Origin of the sequence: Proteinivorax hydrogeniformans, assembly GCF_040515995.1 — a bacterium.
In the GTDB taxonomy this organism is placed as follows: Bacteria; Bacillota; Proteinivoracia; order Proteinivoracales; family Proteinivoracaceae; genus Proteinivorax; species Proteinivorax hydrogeniformans.
In genome coordinates, this window is sequence record NZ_CP159485.1 from 625704 (window position 1) to 643256 (window position 17553).

At 37.0% G+C, this 17553-nt stretch carries 12 protein-coding genes, 1 riboswitch and 1 other annotated feature (1 of these 14 cut by a window edge); of the genes, 5 read left to right on the forward strand and 7 right to left on the reverse strand.

Going from position 1 to position 17553, the window contains the following annotated elements; all coding sequences use genetic code 11:
- Nucleotides 1-212, forward strand: a binding site (T-box leader) (it extends 1 nt beyond the left edge of the window).
- A 46-nt stretch (nt 213-258) separates the two neighbouring features.
- Nucleotides 259-3357, forward strand: coding sequence for an isoleucine--tRNA ligase (gene ileS / locus PRVXH_RS03010; RefSeq protein WP_353893835.1), 3099 nt, complete (start codon nt 259-261; stop codon nt 3355-3357).
- A 172-nt stretch (nt 3358-3529) separates the two neighbouring features.
- Nucleotides 3530-4393 (forward strand): pyridoxal 5'-phosphate synthase lyase subunit PdxS, encoded by an 864-nt coding sequence (gene pdxS / locus PRVXH_RS03015; protein ID WP_353893836.1) that lies wholly within the window; start codon nt 3530-3532, stop codon nt 4391-4393.
- Between the two features lie 58 nt (nt 4394-4451).
- Here pdxS and PRVXH_RS03020 read toward each other — a convergent pair whose 3' ends face one another.
- From PRVXH_RS03020 to PRVXH_RS03045, 6 genes are all read right to left on the reverse strand, one after another.
- Nucleotides 4452-5129 carry an HAD family hydrolase gene (locus PRVXH_RS03020; protein ID WP_353893837.1) on the reverse strand — a complete coding sequence of 226 codons (678 nt, stop codon included), beginning with the start codon at nt 5127-5129 and terminating at the stop codon, nt 4452-4454.
- On the reverse strand, nt 5116-5580 hold the full coding sequence (gene ribE / locus PRVXH_RS03025) for a 6,7-dimethyl-8-ribityllumazine synthase (protein ID WP_353893838.1): 465 nt from the start codon (nt 5578-5580) through the stop codon (nt 5116-5118). Before ribE ends, PRVXH_RS03020 begins: the two co-directional genes overlap by 14 nt.
- Nucleotides 5580-6785, reverse strand: coding sequence for a bifunctional 3,4-dihydroxy-2-butanone-4-phosphate synthase/GTP cyclohydrolase II (locus tag PRVXH_RS03030; protein WP_353893839.1), 1206 nt, complete (start codon nt 6783-6785; stop codon nt 5580-5582). The genes ribE and PRVXH_RS03030 overlap by 1 nt, the downstream gene beginning before the upstream one ends.
- Nucleotides 6786-6803: 18 nt before the next feature.
- Nucleotides 6804-7457: a riboflavin synthase gene (locus tag PRVXH_RS03035; RefSeq protein WP_353893840.1), complete on the reverse strand. Its 654-nt coding sequence runs from the start codon at nt 7455-7457 to the stop codon at nt 6804-6806.
- 4 nt (nt 7458-7461) lie between these two features.
- On the reverse strand, nt 7462-8562 hold the full coding sequence (ribD, locus tag PRVXH_RS03040) for a bifunctional diaminohydroxyphosphoribosylaminopyrimidine deaminase/5-amino-6-(5-phosphoribosylamino)uracil reductase RibD (protein WP_353893841.1): 1101 nt from the start codon (nt 8560-8562) through the stop codon (nt 7462-7464).
- Between the two features lie 136 nt (nt 8563-8698).
- Nucleotides 8699-8817, reverse strand: a riboswitch (FMN riboswitch).
- 63 nt (nt 8818-8880) lie between these two features.
- Nucleotides 8881-10632, reverse strand: a complete 1752-nt coding sequence (locus tag PRVXH_RS03045) for a DUF4153 domain-containing protein (RefSeq protein ID WP_353893842.1) — start codon at nt 10630-10632, stop codon at nt 8881-8883.
- A gap of 135 nt (nt 10633-10767) precedes the next feature.
- Here PRVXH_RS03045 and PRVXH_RS03050 point away from each other — a divergent pair, with 135 nt between their 5' ends.
- The 3 genes from PRVXH_RS03050 to PRVXH_RS03060 are packed head-to-tail and all read left to right on the forward strand — an operon-like array spanning nt 10768 to nt 14082.
- Entirely contained in the window at nt 10768-12000 is a 1233-nt protein-coding gene (locus tag PRVXH_RS03050) for a cytochrome c biogenesis protein ResB (RefSeq protein ID WP_353893843.1), read from the forward strand.
- On the forward strand, nt 11978-12787 hold the full coding sequence (gene ccsB, locus PRVXH_RS03055) for a c-type cytochrome biogenesis protein CcsB (protein WP_353893844.1): 810 nt from the start codon (nt 11978-11980) through the stop codon (nt 12785-12787). The genes PRVXH_RS03050 and ccsB overlap by 23 nt, the downstream gene beginning before the upstream one ends.
- A 35-nt stretch (nt 12788-12822) precedes the next feature.
- Nucleotides 12823-14082, forward strand: coding sequence for an ammonia-forming cytochrome c nitrite reductase subunit c552 (locus PRVXH_RS03060; protein WP_353893845.1), 1260 nt, complete (start codon nt 12823-12825; stop codon nt 14080-14082).
- A gap of 163 nt (nt 14083-14245) precedes the next feature.
- On the opposite strand, the gene PRVXH_RS03065 is transcribed toward PRVXH_RS03060, so the two are convergent.
- Nucleotides 14246-17329 (reverse strand): GNAT family N-acetyltransferase, encoded by a 3084-nt coding sequence (locus tag PRVXH_RS03065; protein ID WP_353893846.1) that lies wholly within the window; start codon nt 17327-17329, stop codon nt 14246-14248.
- Nucleotides 17330-17553 lie beyond the last annotated feature (224 nt).

A 17553-nucleotide genomic window follows, 5' to 3' on the forward strand; every position in this document is an offset into this window, starting at 1 on the left:
TAAAAGCAAAGAGTAGGAAAGTAGCAAGAGTTAGTAGTTTACAGAGAGGTGACTGGTGTGGTGGAAGGTCACTAACAAACCCTTTTGTGAAAATCACCTATGAGCTGGATGGCTGAAACTTAGTAAGCAATCCCGTTTGGATACGTTACATCCTTAACTAAGTGACAGCTTTTGCTGTAACTAGGGTGGTACCGCGGAATTTCGTCCCTAAGTCTTTTGACTTAGGGATTTTTTTATTATATTGAAAGGATGAGAGGTATGGAAAAGTTTAAGGAATTGTCAAACAAGCCAGTTCATGAGAAAGAAGGCTATTTATCTAATTTTTGGGATGAAATTGATCTTCTTCAAAAGACTTTAGAAGTTCGAAAAGACGCTGAGCCATTTGTTTTTTTTGAAGGACCGCCGACAGCTAATGGGAAACCTGGTATTCACCATGTTATCTCTAGAACGCTAAAAGATTCCGTCTGTAGATATAAAACTATGGAGGGTTATCAAGTGAAAAGAAAAGCAGGTTGGGATACCCATGGCCTACCTGTGGAATTAGAGGTTGAAAAACAGTTAAATCTTTCTAACAAAACTGAAATAGAGAACTATGGACTTTCTGCTTTTAACCATAAGTGCCGCGAATCAGTATTCACATATGAAAAGCTTTGGAGAGATATGACTAGAAGAATGGGATATTTATTGGATTTAGAAAATCCTTATATCACCTTAGATAATGACTACATTGAGTCGGTATGGTGGATATTAGATAAGTTTAATAAGGAAGGTTATATTTATGAAGGTCATAAAATCCTTCCCTACTGTCCTAGATGTGGTACAGGCCTAGCTTCACACGAGGTTGCTCAAGGATATAAGGAGATCAAGTCCAACACTGTTATCGTACCTTTTAAGGTGAAGGATAAAGAAGAGTATATACTAGTATGGACTACAACCCCCTGGACATTAGCTGCTAACGTAGCTTTAGCTGTACACCCCGATGAAACGTATATTAGAGCCAAAAAAGACCAGAAGGTCTATATCGTTGAAAAAACACTTTCTAATAAGGTGTTAGGGGAAGACTTTGAGGTAATTGAGGAATTTAAGGGTCAAGAACTAGAGCATACTGAGTATGAACAGTTAATGCCTTTTACAAAACCAGACAAAAAAGCTTTCTTTGTTACAATAGCTGATTACGTTACCACCAGTGATGGAACTGGAATTGTTCATATAGCACCAGCCTTTGGTGAGGATGACTATCAGGTAGGTGTTAAATATAACCTTCCCGTAATCCAACCGGTAGATGAGTCTGGAAAATATACCACCACTCCATGGCAAGGAAAGTTCGTAATGGACTGTGATGTCGATATAATTAAATGGCTACATGCTGAAGGCAAGCTTTTTAGCAAAGAAAAGATAGCTCATAACTATCCTCATTGTTGGAGATGTGGCACAGAACTGTTATATTATGGGAAACCAAGCTGGTTTATAGAAGTAACTAAAATGAAAGATAAACTAATAGAAAACAATAACTCGGTAGAATGGTATCCTAGCTACGTCGGTGAAAAGAGATTTGGAAATTGGTTGGAAAACTTAAATGATTGGGCAATTTCTAGAAATCGTTACTGGGGAACTCCTTTAAACATCTGGAAATGTAAGTGTGGACACAAAGAGTCTATAGGCTCTAGAAAAGAACTTGTGGAAAAAGCTATCGAAGATATTGATGAAAATATCGAACTGCATAGACCATTTGTTGATGATGTTCATATAAAGTGTGATAAATGTGAAGAAACTATGACAAGGGTTACAGAAGTAATAGACTGCTGGTTCGACAGTGGTGCGATGCCTTTTGCACAACACCATTATCCCTTTGAAAACAAGGAAAACTTCGATGAGCTATTCCCTGCTGATTTTATCTGTGAGGGTATAGATCAAACAAGAGGCTGGTTTTATTCACTTCTGGCTATATCTACATTCGTCACCGGCAAGGCACCTTACAAGAAGGTGCTGGTAAATGACTTGATTTTAGATAAAGACGGTCAGAAGATGTCAAAATCAAAAGGTAATACAGTTAACCCCTTTGAACTGTTTGATAAATACGGAGCAGATGTTCTAAGATGGTATTTGCTATATGTATCTCCAGCTTGGACGCCTACACGCTTTGACATCGAAGGTTTAAAAGAGGTACAAAGTAAATTTATTGGAACACTAAAAAATGTTTATACTTTCTTTACCCTTTACGCCAATACTGACAATGTTAACCCAAAAGATTTCTTTGTAGAGTATAAAGATCGACCTGAGCTCGATAAATGGATAATTTCAAAGTTCAACAGCTTAGTTCAGGAAGTAAAAAGCGATATGGAAACAATGGAGCTAACTCGTGTTGTAAGAAAAATACAGGATTTTGTCAATGAAGATCTATCAAATTGGTATATTAGAAGAGCCCGTCGTCGTTTTTGGGCTTCTGAATTAACCCAGGATAAAAAGGCTGTATATAATACAACCTACGAGGTTTTAGTTGGCATATCCAAACTAGTAGCACCTTTTGTACCATATATTTCCGAGGAAGTCTATAAAAACTTGACAGGCCAAACCTCTGTTCATCTAGAAAATTACCCACAGGTTGATTTAAACCTTATAGATAAACGTGTTGAGGAGCGAATGGATCTTGTAAGGGACTTAGTAGGACTAGGCAGATCTGCTAGAGTACAGTGTAAAATCAAGGTTCGTCAACCAATCCAAAAAATGATTATTGATGGTGACCATCATGACTTGATAAGCGATTTAGTACCGCTAATGAAAGAAGAGCTAAACGTTAAAGAAGTTGAGTTTACACAGGATGTAGATAAATTTATGAATTATAGTCTTAAACCAAACTTTAAAGTGGCAGGTCCAAAGCTTGGGCCGAAGATAAAGCTACTAGGCCCAGCTTTAGCAAAAGTTAATGCTGCTGAAGTTATTCCAAAGCTAAGGTCTGGCGAAACTATTTCAATTGACTTAGGTGATGAAAGCATAGAGATAGATGAAGAATTAGTTATGATAAATATCTCAGCTAAAGAAGGCTTTACCGTTGAGATGGAAAATAACCTATTTACCATCTTAGACACAACCCTAACCCAAGAGTTGATTGACGAAGGATATGCCAGGGAGTTTATATCAAAAGTTCAGCAAATGAGAAAGAATAGTGGTTTTGAAGTGACTGACAATATAAATATATATTTCAACACAGATGATGAAGTTACTTCAGCAATTGAAAGATTTGAGGAATATATAAAATCAGAAACACTAGCTGTCTCATTAAACAATGTTAGTGATGATAGCTTAGAAAAGCAAGATGTTAATGATCACCTTACCGGAATAAAAGTGGAACGAGTTTAAAATAAGAAGCAGTCAGCTATCTATGCTGACTGCTTCTCTATTTTATGAACAAAAAAGGAACATCTGAAGCGTTCCGATACAATTCAACAAAAATATAAATTGTATTGAAACTGTTGCGCAAGAATGTGACAATTAACTCAGGTGGAAAATTATTCTATAGGAGGAGATATTTATGAAACAAGAGAGCATTGCTAAGCAATTTAAACACGGAGTTATCATGGATGTCACTAATGATAAGGAGGCACAGATAGCAGAGGAAGCCGGGGCCTGTGCTGTTATGGCCTTAGAAAGGGTGCCAGCTGATATTAGGCGAGATGGTGGAGTAGCTAGAATGTCTGACCCAGCCATGATTAAATCAATAACGAAAGCAGTTAAAATACCTGTTATGGCTAAAGTTCGTATAGGGCATTTTGTGGAAGCTCAAATATTAGAGGCTATTAAGGTTGATTTTATTGACGAAAGCGAAGTTTTAACACCAGCAGATAAAGTATATCATATCCAAAAAAGTAAGTTTAAGGTACCATTTGTTTGTGGAGCAAAAAATTTAGGAGAAGCCTTGCGAAGAATAGGTGAAGGGGCGTCTATGATACGAACAAAGGGTGAAGCTGGAACTGGGGATGTTGTGGAAGCTGTTACACATATGAAAACAATCAACAGTGAGATTAAAAAAGTAGCATCTTTAGAAAAGAGCGAGTTGATAAACGCCTCAAAGGAAATAGGTGCCCCATATCAAATGCTAGAATATGTCCATAATCATAAAAAACTTCCAGTGGTAAACTTTGCAGCAGGCGGCATAGCAACCCCAGCTGATGCCGCACTAATGATGCAGCTAGGCTGCGACGGAGTGTTTGTTGGATCAGGGATATTTAAGTCAAAAAACCCGGAAAAAAGGGCTAAAGCGATTGTTGAAGCTGTAAATAACTTTAACAATCCAGAAAAACTAGCCGTAATATCTGAAGACTTAGGGGAAGCAATGAGTGGTATCTCAATACAAAGCTTAGATGAAGACAGTAAGCTATCGAAAAGAGGCTGGTAATTTACAATAGCTAAAACAAAAGAAACTTTCCTAAATATATAGGAAAGTTTCTTTTGTATTATAAAAGCTCTTTAAGCTGGCAGATACTTGTTATTAATGTATCTGCACTGTTTAACTCTGATAGGTTTCCGTATCCATACGTGCATCCAATAGTAAATATATTGTTCTTGCAACCTGCTTCTATGTCCTGAAGCCTATCTCCTACTATCACCATGTCGCGCGGATACTTGGACTTAATCTTTTCAAGTACCTTCCACTTAGGTATATAGTTATACTCTTCGGAGCAAACCAAACTATCAAAGTAATTACTAAGGCCAAAGAGACTGTTAGAAGTTTCTTTATAGTAAGTTCCACAATTACTAATAAACACTAGGTTATACTCTTTTGATTTTAGATATTTCAGTGTATTTATAGTACCTGTATATAGAGTAGCTTTTCCGCCAGCGAGTTGTTTTTTCATCTCTGCACCAATAATAGTGCTAGCTTTATCTTTTATATCTTTATTTAAATTGGACATGAACTGTTGCCACATGTCTTTGCTGGTAAAACCTAGCCAATGAGAGATATCTTTATCGCTCCAATCCCTGGGGTTAGCATGTCCATTTTCTACTAAAAACGCATAAGCTTTTCTAAATGCTGGAGCATAAATTTTTAGGCTATCATGAAGGGTTCCATCATAATCAAAGAATATAGTCTTAACGTTAGAGAAGATAGAGCTTTTATTACTTAATTTCATCAAGTAGATTTGCCATTTCTATCACTGTAGTAGCAGCTTCAAAACCTTTATTACCAGCTTTGGTGCCAGCTCTTTCAATAGCCTGCTCTATAGTATCAGTTGTTAGCACTCCAAAAATAATTGGAATATCCAGTTCTAATGAAGTCGACGCCACTCCTTTAGTAACCTCACTAGAAACATAATCAAAGTGTGGAGTAGCTCCTCTTATAACAGCACCTAAGCAAATTACTCCGGCATACTTTTTAGATTTGGCCATTTTTTTTGCAACTAGCGGAAGTTCAAATGCCCCAGGAGCCCATGCAATCTCAATATCTTCCTCATTAACACCATGTCTTTTTAAACCATCTAAAGCACCGGATAACAACTTGCTTCCAATGAATTCATTAAACCTTCCGACTACGATACCAAACTTTTGTCCCTTTGCAACTAAATTACCTTCATAAACTCTCATTATTTTTCCTCCTTTAGTATATGTCCCATCTTTTCTTTTTTTGTTTTAAGATAAAATTCATTTCTTTCGTTGTGGTTTGTTTGAATAGGCACTCTCTCAACAACTTCCATGCCATAACCTGCTAACCCAGCAAGTTTTTTGGGGTTGTTTGTCATAAGCTTTATTTTCTTAACGCCTAAATCATAAAGTATTTGAGCACCGATTCCATAATCTCGCATATCTTCTGGAAAACCTAGCTTTACATTGGCTTCTACTGTATCAAAGCCTTGGTCTTGTAGTTCATAGGCCTTTATTTTATTGATGAGCCCAATACCTCTACCTTCCTGGCGCATGTATAACAATACACCTCTACCATCTTCTTCAATCTTCTCGATAGCTGCTTGATACTGATCACCGCAATCGCATCGAAGGGAGCCAAAAGCATCACCAGTTAAACATTCAGAGTGTACTCTTACGAGCACTTCATCATCGTCTTTTATATCACCTTTAACTAAAGCTACATGATGTTCGCCGTTTAACTTGTTAACGTACCCGTGCATTTTAAAGTCGCCGTATTTAGTAGGCATTTCAGCACTAGCTTTTTTATCAACTAAAAGTTCATGCTTTCTTCTGTATTCAATTAGATCTGCAATAGTGATAATTTTTAAGTTATGCTTTTTTACATATTCCATAAGCTGAGGAACCCGAGCCATAGATCCGTCTTCATTCATAATTTCACAGATTACCCCTGCAGGATATAAACCGGCCATCTTTGCTAAATCAGTACCCGCTTCAGTATGTCCTGCTCTTTTTAGAACGCCTCCTTCTTTAGCTATAAGAGGGAAGATGTGCCCGGGCTTAGTAAAATCTTTTGGTCTAGATGATGAATCAACTAATTTAAGTATAGTGTCGGCTCTTTCTTTAGCTGAGATTCCAGTTGTAGCATCTGCAGAGTCAACTGAAACTGTAAAAGCAGTTTCCTTAGGATCTGTGTTGTTACTCACCATAGGGTAAATACCTAGCTTTTGTAATCTTTCCTTCAACATTGGCGTGCATATTAATCCACGCCCGTATTTAGCCATAAAATTTATAGCTTCCGTGGTAGCCTTTTCTGCTGCCATTAACAAATCGCCTTCATTTTCTCTATCCTCGTCATCTACAACTACAATCATTTTTCCCTGTTTAATATCCTCTAATGCTTCCTCGATAGTATTAAATTTAATCATATTATACACCCCTTTTAATTAAGCAAATCCATTTTTCTGTAAAAAACTAATATCGATGGAATTTTTGCTGTCGTTTTCAGTTTTGTTAGCATTAACTAACTTCTCCACATATTTACCAACTAAATCGTATTCCAAATTTACCTCATCACCGATTTTATTCTTCAGCAAAGTAGTGTCTTCTCCAGTGAGTGGGATGATTGAAACCTTAAAGCTATCATCATTTACATCAGCTACTGTTAGGCTTGTACCATCTATTGCTATAGAACCTTTTTCTATTACATATTTGAGGCTAGTATTCACAGGCTTTATGGTAACCCAAGTAGCGTTTTCATCCTTTCTGAAGTTTAGTATTGTGCCTATATCATCGATATGACCAGAAACCATATGTCCACCTAACCGATTTCCTAGCTGTAAAGCTCGCTCTAAGTTAACTTCACTGCCGATGTTTAACTTTCCCAAATTACTGTTATCCATTGTTTCAGGCATAACATCAGCATCAAAGCTATTAGATGTAAAACTTACTACAGTTAAGCAAACACCATTAGTACTAATACTGTCGCCTAGTTTTACACCATCTAGAACTTTTTTTGCACTTATAGTGAGACTACAAGATTTAATGCTTTTTTTTACTTTTTGTACCTTTCCAACTTCTTCAACAAGACCGGTAAACATAACCTCACCTTCCCTTTTTAACATAACCAGAGATTAATATGTCGTCATCAAATCTACGGACGTCAATTTCTGTTAAGGAAATTGCATCATTTATATACTCAATTCCTTGCCCAGTTACAGGTGTTATGGCATTTTTACCACCTATAATTTTTGGGGCGATAAAGTTTAAAACTTTGTCCACATTGTTTGTGCTAAAAGCGCTAAAATTTAATTGGCCGCCACCTTCAATAAGTAAACTATCAATCTTCATTTCTCCTAGTTTGTCTAAAAGATATGTCAGATCTACTTTTCCTGTTTTATTAGGAGTTATAATAATTTCTGCACCTTTTGCTTCTAAAGAAGAAAGTTTTGAGCTGTCAGCACGTTCTGTGGTTGCAATTATAGTTTTTGCTTTAGAATCTATGTTTAAAACATTAGCACTCAGTGGTATTTGTGCTGTTGAATCCACGATAATACGATGCGGGTCTGTCCCGCTACCATCAGGTAAACGTGTTGTTAAAAATGGATCATCGTTTAACACTGTGCCTATACCGACCAATATCGCAGAGACTTGATTTCTTAAATTATGGACATAAGCTCTAGATAATTTATTTGTAATCCATTTAGAATCACCAGAGACAGTTGCTATCTTACCATCTAAAGTCATGGCGGTTTTGATTATGACAAAGGGTCTGTTTTCGCTAATATATTTAATAAAAAACTCATTGAGCTTCTTTGCTTCAGCTTCTAAAACCCCGCTAACTACCTCGATGCCATTTTCTTCAAGAATGCTAATGCCCTTACCTGAAACTAAAGGGTTAGGATCCTTCATAGCCACAACAACTTGTTTGATTCCACTTTTCACAATCGCTTCAGCACAGGGAGGAGTTTTTCCGTAGTGGGAACAGGGCTCTAAAGTAACATACATAACAGCATCTTCTAAGTTTTCATTGCAGTTTTTTAAAGCGTTAAGTTCTGCATGGCGACCACCATAGTACTCGTGGTAACCTTCTGCAATAATACTATTATTCTTGACTATAACTGCGCCTACTAAAGGATTTGGAGAAACTTGTCCACGCCCTTTTTTAGCTATATCCAATGCCCTTTTCATAAACTTATAAGTCAAACCATCACCTCCAAAAAAGTATAAAAAAACGGCTCTGAAGATATACTCCAGAGCCGTAAAAGTCGATAAACGTATAGTAGGTTTAAGTATAACTTCTTACCTACTATAATTACCTATAGTTCACCTATTTATAGATAAACTTCTTCTCCCATCCAGACTTTAACTGTCGGTCTCGGAATCTAACCAAGTCAACCACAATTGTGGCTCGCGGACTATACCGCCGGTAGGGAATCTCACCCTGCCCTGAAGAAATTATTTGTTGTTGTGATTTAAAAATAACATATCATTACTCTACTGTCAAATAAAAAATATCCTTAATCACCTAAAGCTAAAAAAGATGTAAAACTCCATAGACTCAACTTTTATCGAATTATTTTCTTCGTCCTTAAAGCCGTAGATGTTTTTAAAGACAAGCTTGATATCTGTGTTTTGGTTTTTATCGGAATAGGTCATTTTAGTTAAAGATAACACTTCAGTGCCTTCATGTTGGTTATAAATTTCTTTAGCTATGCTACCAATATCCTTACTGTAAATTACATCTTCATTTTTATAAATATACAATTCACTTTTTTTATCATTGGCAGTTACTAAAAAGTCCCCAAGTTTAAGCTCAGAGCTAGCATGGATGTTTAGTGTAAAATGACCAAAGTGCTGATATTGATTAATGTCTATTAACTCATCTTCTGAAAGGTGTATTCTAAAATATTCTCGCCTTTGTCTAAAGTGGTCATGGCGACTTCTTTGTAGTTCAAAACCAAAGACATCTTTGGTATCCCTTAGTAGACTGAATCCGTCAGGCAAATAGCTTAACTTACTCAAATCATGGTTGCTATTAAAGTAAATGATGATACTGCTAAGCTCATACCTATCTTCTACTGATAGTTCTTTCTGAGGCTGAATTTCTCCATTTTTAAGCATGTCATGTTCTGTTAGTAACCTTTCAAAACGGGTGTTTTGACTGGAAATGGAGGTGGAATAAGCGCTCCAAGGCCCAATGACTGACAAGATGGCTATCACAGCTAATGAGATAGGGATTACTATACCTCTTTTGCGCGACGAAAAAATGTGGTAAAGCATAATCCCTACTAACCACAGCCCTGCTACTAAAGCAAAGTACCTTCTTTCAGTAAATCCATAGGCAGATATCCTAATATACAAAGAAACTAGCATCATCACTAAAAGGGGAAGTGAAAGCTTAGGGAGGTAGCTTTTAAACATGGAAGTCCATTTACTTGTTTTTTTAAGGGGAGATATGGCTAACAAAACTGCAGTAGACAACATTAGATACCAAAGGACCAAATTCGCAACAACACCTTGGGGAAGCTCTCTTGCCAAGAGTATGTTACCGAAATATATATATAAAATTAAGGTATAGGCAGCTATTAGAGGCGTTAAAATATACCTTAAAAGAACGCTAATAACTTTAGGGTAATCATTAACAGTCAAATATTGGTGATTCTTAGGTATATCTGCTAGAAAGAAGGCCGGGGCAAAGACTCCTACAACAATTAGCCAGATATCTAAATAAGCTTTAGAGGAGATGTTGATAGAAAAAAGCAGGTTTATTGTCAACAATAATGCTGAAACACCCATAAATAATATCATTGAGTATAGATAGGTAATAAAAAAACTTGTAAATAATCGGATAACATATAGCTCAAACTTAGGTGCCTTAAAAAAGAATGGGATGAAAGTAAAAGCTAGGGTAAAAGCCAGAAAGAGGGCTGCATACCTTGTAACAGTTACCATAGTAATTTCTTTCAACATAAAAATTAGAAAAGATAACAAAAGTAAAAAAAGTAAGCTAAAAATAACGGTTTTTACTTTGTTTGTTTTTATTTGCACCTTTTCACAAAGTGCTTGTGCAGACAGGGAAATAGGAACCCCTAATCCAAAAGTCATACCTAACCTTATAAATAACTGGTGTTGCTCCAAAGTAGGAAAACTTAGTCTATTAGCCAAGATAAAAGCCAAAGTAGCCAATACAGAAAATAATACTGAAATAGGAAAGCGGTTACAGGCAGATAATATCTTCTGAAAAAGTATATATATTTGGTTTTTAAAATACAAAGTAAACTCACTCCTTTTAACCTAATAATATCATGAAATCACCCTTTAAAGTAAGTCGCAGTAAGAACATTATATTTATACTAGCAGTGATATTTTCCCAATAAACGGAGATATTAAAAAAGTGAGGTGATGAATTTGAAACTATTTAGACTGTTATACTCAATGAAAACTGGAATTGTACTTTTAGTTATTTTAGCTTCTGTATCTGTAATTGGTACTTTAATTCCACAAGAGAGGCCTATGGGGTGGTACCAAGAAAATTATAGTCATAGGGTTTTTACCGCTATAGAGATGTTTAATTTAGATGATATGTACCACAGTAGGTGGTTTTTCGGGTTATTTATTTTGTTATCCCTAAACCTACTTTTATGTAGCATAGTTAGGCTTCCAAAGGTATATCAAAGGTTTAAAAAACCGTACATGATAAATGGGAATAAATTTAGAGTTCGCGATCTTGAGGTTAATAGCTTAAAGAAAGTAGTTACAGATCTGGGGTTCAAAAAAACAGCTGTTGAAGGAGGTACATTACATAGCAAAAAAGGATTTGCAGGATTTTTTGGTTCGTGGTTAACTCACCTAGGTATGCTGATTATTATAGTTGGGTATGTTGCCGGTATATATCTTGGGTTTAATTATCAAGTAGTGGGAGTAGTAGGAGATAATGTGGCGGTTTCTGGTACTGATGTTGAGGTTTATATAGATGACTTTGTGGTTGATTATAGAGAGGACAATACAGTAGATCAATACTATTCCTATGTAACGGTTAGTGATGGGCAAGAGAATAGAAGTGGAGAGATCTCTGTTAATAACCCTTTGGCCCATGATAAGTATAACTTTTATCAGTTAGCAACTGGATGGATGTTGGATTTAGAATACACTGCCAGAGGGGAAACTACAACAAAAAGGTTGTATCAACGGGATGAAGTGATGTTAGAAGACGGTCATTTAGCAATTAGGGTGCTGGAATTTAGACCAGACGCCATAGACAACACTCCTCACCTAAAACATCCCATGTTACTTTATCAAATAGTCCAGCACGGCAGGGTTTTAGACATGAATGTAACGGAGTTTGATAAGCCAATTACATGGATGGGAAGGACAATTACCTTTACAAATCCGCAGCGATATACTGTGCTAGAGGTTTCTAACGATCCTACCTTAGGTTTTGTGAGTATAGGGGCGATTGCTTTACTAGCAGGGCTATTTTTAAGTTTTTATGTTAATCCATCATCAATACTTTGTGTACCACATCCTCAAGGGGGATATGAAGTAACAGTATACAGTGCAAAGTTTGTAGAAGAAACGATAGAAAACTTCAAAAACGAATTGGAAGGGGTTGAACAGGTTGATAGAAAGGATATTGTTTAATATTTCTTTTTTTGGGTATGGATTGACAGTAGTTTTGTATATGATTTTCATGTTTAAGCAAAATATAAAGATAGCTAAGCTTGGATTTTTTACGATAGCAACTTCGTGGGTAATTCATACAATTTCACTGCTTCTAAGGTGGTATGCAGCAGGTTATCCACCGTTAACAAACCAGTTTGAATTTGCATCTAGCTTCGCCTGGGGGATAGCTCTATGCTACATTTTTATTTATCAAAAATATCGCTACCATGGATTGGGAATTTTTATCACTCCGGTAATATTTATGATAGCTGGGTATGGGATGAGTTTATCAAGGGATATTTCTCCCTTAATGCCTGCATTGCAGAGCAATTGGCTGTTTTTTCATGTTTTTACAGCAGTGCTTAGCTATGGAGCCTTTGGTGTAGCTTTTGGGTTAGGGATTCTATTTATTGTTATGAATAAACTAAAAGATGGGAAAGATATAACTAGACATTTGCCTAAGTTAGAAAAAATTGACTCTCTGATTTATAAAACTATAGCTTTTGGGTTTTTGTTTTTAACTTTGGTTATAGTTACTGGAGCAGTGTGGGCCCAGGAGGCTTGGACAAGATATTGGGCTTGGGATCCTAAAGAAACATGGTCACTTATTACGTGGATTATCTATGCTATATTTTTACATGCTAGATTAAAAAAAGGTCTCAAAGGTCAAAAACTTGCCATGTTTGCCATTATTGGTTTTGCCAGTGTGTTGTTTACCTACATGGGTGTAAACATGTTGTTGCCAAGCATCCACAGCTATATGTAGAAAATATTTATGACAAAAAATGAGGTGATTAAACAGTGAGAGATTGGCAAAAGGTAGTTCTAGCTTTAGCGGCAGTTTTAGTTTTGGGTATAGCTGTTTATAGTTATATGGGAGGCAGAGATGCAGCTGATGAGCAACCACCTAGAGATCCAGGTGGTCAGGAAGGACCAGAACAGGAAGATAAAATTTTAGACCCAGCCCATTGGGAGGATGAACATCCTGAGATTTATCAATCATATATGAGGAATACCCCCGATGACGATGATAATGTAAAGCGTGGCTCTGATCAACAGGTAGATTATATAGAAAGATATCCGCAGATAGAGACGATTTATGAGGGTTTTGGATTTGCAAAAGAGTACTTTTCAACAGTAGGACACCTCTACTCATTAACTAGTGTAAGAGAGATTGCAAGACCAAAGCCAGGAGCTAACTGCTTAGCTTGTAAAACCCCAGATTATGAAGGTTTTTATGAAGAATATGGTGACGATTTATTTGCTATGGAATTTAATGAAATGGCAGAACGTGCACAGTGGAATATAACCTGTTATAGTTGTCATGGTAACGACCCAGGTAGTATTCACATTTCGGTACCACAAGCGGAGCCTGGCTTTGAGCAGGTAGACTTTGACATACCGCCAGGAACAGCAAGTTGTGCACAATGTCATGTAGAGTATTACTTTGAAGAAGAAAATATGGCTGTTGTCTTTCCATGGGAAAACGGACTAACAGTTCAGGATATGGAAGATTATTTTGACGAAAGAGACTTTGCAGATTGGGAACACCCTAGAACTGGAACGCCACTTATTAAGATACAGCATCCTGAATTTGAAATGTATACCGGTAGTCCTCATGATCAGTTAGGTATGAGCTGTGCTGATTGTCATATGCCAACAGTCGAAAGCGAAGATGGCGTGGAGTATGTTTCCCATTGGTGGAGCAGCCCACTTCATACAGCAGAAGAGTCTTGCTTAGGCTGTCACGCAAACCATGACGTCGAAAGTATAACTGAATGGGTGAGCGAAGGACAAGCAGAAGTTGAGGAAAAGCAAGTTCAAACTATGGACATGCTGGTAGAGCTGATTGAAGAACTTGCAACTAGAGTGGAAAACGATGATTTAGATGAAGAAACTCTAGAAGAAGTTAGAAGTTTACACCGACAAGCACAAATCAGATGGGATTTTGTCTTTGCGGAAAACAGTACTGGAAGTCACTATTTTGATAGAGCACATGAATATCTAGACGAAGCTATGGAGATAGCTGAAGAGGCTCTACAAATATTAGAGGAAAATTAAAAAAGACCCTACCTTGAAACCAAGGTAGGGTCTTTTTTATCCTGAGCAAAGCGAAGGATCTTATAAATTTGAGCTCTTAGGTAAGCAAACCAAGATTCTTCGGCAGGCTCAGAATGAGACAGTATAAGACACCTGCCTTAACAGTAAGGCAGGTGTCTTTTCATTAAAACCTAATCCCTTTAAGCTCAACTAAGCTTTGTTCGCTTAAAGCTTCGCCTGTGAAGATGTAGAAGATAGGAGGTAGCTTATAAAAATCCCCATCTGCTAGGCTGGAGCTAGTTACAAAATTAAAAAACATTATATCTTGGCTTAAGGATAAGCTTAACTTGTGGTCTTGATTAGTGTCGGAAATTATCTGAAGCTTATGATTAAGCTTGTTGTTTCCAAACACCAAAGAAGAAAAGCATGTATCTTGTAAATCAAAGGCAGCACCTTTGTGATGTAACCTTTCCCCTTGCATATTGTTGTACTCAGCAAAACAATCCTGAAGCTCATCAAGACATAAAAATCCTTGTGTAATTAAATTCTTGTCAAAATATTGACCGGTCTTTTGCTCTACCGTGTTGTACTGGCAGATAACCGGCATTCCCTCCATAGTGAGGTAGTGCTGGTGTATTACCAATCCTTTTAATTCATCATGCTCTTTTAGCTCTACCGTGGCTTTGATGCCATGCCAAGTATTACCTTTGTTGTCATCTAACTTTACAGCACTTAAATTGGTTTCTTCTTTAGCTATACAGCTACTGCGCAGCTTATCGCATCTAAAGGTAATTCCACCGTTCCAAGGGTTAAACCAAGATTTAGGCCCTGCCTTAGGAAATGAGCTATCCAACCAGTTTTTACCTAAGAACTGTAGGTCATAAAGGTAGGGACCAAACTTAGAGGACATAGAAAATGATAAATTTCCATTGGACACGGTATAAACGTCCATATCCTCTTTGCTAACGAGTTTTTTTTCCACTTCTTTGTTACCTTTAGGTATTATTACCCTCTCCCACTTTGAAACCACACCTTTTGTGGAGTTTTCACAGCTCAGGGTATCAATATCTAAGCTATTTTTACGCAAAGTCACATCAAAGCTGGCGTTTTGCCTGCTTTCATCTAGGCTGATCGATTTTTTAATTTTATCAAAGCTATCTCTTTTTGGAAACATACTAAAATCTCCCGACAAATAATTTGTTCGCTTTTCCACAACTTCAACTTTAAAATTTTGTGAAACAAAAGGATTGCCCCCATTTACCTGCAGCTGCAGCGGGTCAGACATCATAGGAATTGGTTTATTCTCCCCTATACTAAAGTTTCTAAACTTATGCCAGCTGTCAAATGTATTAACTGAGAGAAAAACAGACTTGGTTTTTACTGAGCTTTTTTGTGAAAGCTTGCCTAAGTTTTTTAAAAGGCTTATAGACCAATCATTAAAGGCAAGAGTAAAGTCATTATCCCAGCTAACACCACAGCTAGAACCCTTTTCATAGCCATAAAGCCAATTCTCCGTTACTAAATCACTTTTCCAGTAGTCTAAGCAAAATGCAGCACTGTCTTTAATATGAATGAATTTGTTTTCATATGGAAGGATACATGCAGCAAAATCTAAATAGACTGGGATGCTAATCCAAACATCTTCTAAAGTACTGCTGTTATCGGTGTTGATAACTTCAAGGTAGTTTTCTAGCAAACCATTGGAGTAAAGCTTGTTGTAAACAATCAGCTGTAACCCTGGAAACTGTTGGGAGTTGTAGATTAGCTTAAGCGTTCCCTCGCCCTCTTGTTTGCTAAACTCAACCTTGCAGGGTCTAACCCTATCAAATTCATCGCTATAAGGTTTGCCTAGACGGGGAGGTAGAAAAGCCAGTTCATTACAAGCTTGCTTTGTGACATTCCGCCAGCCAGCTAATTTTTCTATAACAGTTTGGTGGGGGCCATTAAAGAGCAGCCAGTTATGCTGATCTTCTCCCCAAAATATCGAGCTATAGCCCTTAAAAGGAGCGGCTATGTTAGTTTTAAAATTGACTTTTTCCCCCGATTCAGTTTCTACCAAAGCTTCACTGTTTGAGGTGTAAAAACCAAAATTTAAGAGACTGTACGGTACTTGTAATGATTTTTTTTGCCCAGCTTTTAAAGTAATATCAAACCTTTGTTTAGGTAAGTTTATTAACTCACTATCATCTAGGTTTAGGTTAAGCCTTACTTCTTCACTGAAATTGTTCTTTAGGTCAATATAAAAATCACTTTCTTTATCAAGGTGACAGTAATTATGAGGAACCTTAGCTTCCATTTTAATTGGGAACTGTGGCGCTATCCCTACACCGATGTTTGCTTTTTTGCCGTTTATTTCAAATTCAGCTAAAGCGGCGGGATGGGTTTTCCAAATGCTTTGTTCCTCATCGATAGGATTTACTTTAAACTTGGACTTAACTACATAGGTGGACGGCACTGTAAGGTTCTTGCTAAGGCTATGTTTAATATTTTTGTCGTCAATACCCTCAACTTTTATATCAAGGGGAGTTTCGGTCTTATTTATGATTTTGTAAGTTATTTGGTACTCTGACCCAAAAACCAGGTTCAAACCTTCCGCCGTTGCAGTTATTTTGTATTCTGGAGTCTCGATGGACCTTATACAGCGGCCCCGGCGGTCAAATTCTACCTCAAGAAATGTAGAACTATTTTTCCAGCTGTACCGATAGTACTCAAAATCATTCTCCTTTATTCCGTCGGGAACAACGTCAGCTTTTCGCACATTATCGTCAAACCAATCAAGTTGCTTAAAACAATCCTTCAACGCTTCGGTATTTAAAACAGCTGGGATAAAGTTCATAAGGTGAGTTGTGTCGCTGCGATCCTCCCAGAAGAATCCTGTCTTTTTATACAACGGAACTGCCTTTGTGTTACCAGGCCAGGTAAATAGATCTAACCGAGGTTTTCCAAGCTCTACAACCCGCTCAATAGCTTTTAGTAGTAGTCTTTTTCCTATTTTTTTACCATGCTGGTCAGTTCTAACATTTAGCAGCGGAATGTACATAGTGTTATCGTCAAAGGTATAGTTACTCAAAGAACAGTACCCAAGAACTTTATTATCTTCAACAGCAAGAAAAGTGTCTATATTTCCTGAGTTTTCCTCATTTTTTTCTACCTGCTCTTTAGATAGCACTACATCAGAGCCACCCCAACCCTCATGGCTGTTATTCCACATATCTGCTACGCCGGCAGCGTAGCTTTTTTTGTATCTTACAATTTTTATTTCACTCATGAAAAATCCTCCTAAATTAAGTACCCCATGGTTTTAGGCATAAAAAAGCCACGGGTAGTTTAAACCCATGGCTGCTATAATCAGTTTTTATTAAAAACTAAAGTTATTAGGCGTGAAAAGCCTCCAAACCATGCAGGCAGGGTCTTAAAAAAATATTCATTTTTCCTTTTATAATAGAAATTTTATACATACTTCCCTACCTCCTTTCTGATTTTTCTTACTGT

What these genes read in the sequence shown, in the direction of transcription:
- ribE (WP_353893838.1), bottom strand. Translation starts at nt 5,580, where the DNA reads ATGAGAGTTTATGAAGGTAATTTAGTTGCAAAGGGACAAAAGTTTGGT.
- PRVXH_RS03035 (WP_353893840.1), bottom strand. Translation starts at nt 7,457, where the DNA reads ATGTTTACCGGTCTTGTTGAAGAAGTTGGAAAGGTACAAAAAGTAAAA.
- pdxS (WP_353893836.1), top strand. Translation starts at nt 3,530, where the DNA reads ATGAAACAAGAGAGCATTGCTAAGCAATTTAAACACGGAGTTATCATG.
- PRVXH_RS03030 (WP_353893839.1), bottom strand. Translation starts at nt 6,785, where the DNA reads ATGATTAAATTTAATACTATCGAGGAAGCATTAGAGGATATTAAACAG.
- PRVXH_RS03020 (WP_353893837.1), bottom strand. Translation starts at nt 5,129, where the DNA reads ATGAAATTAAGTAATAAAAGCTCTATCTTCTCTAACGTTAAGACTATA.
- ileS (WP_353893835.1), top strand. Translation starts at nt 259, where the DNA reads ATGGAAAAGTTTAAGGAATTGTCAAACAAGCCAGTTCATGAGAAAGAA.
- PRVXH_RS03065 (WP_353893846.1), bottom strand. Translation starts at nt 17,329, where the DNA reads ATGAGTGAAATAAAAATTGTAAGATACAAAAAAAGCTACGCTGCCGGC.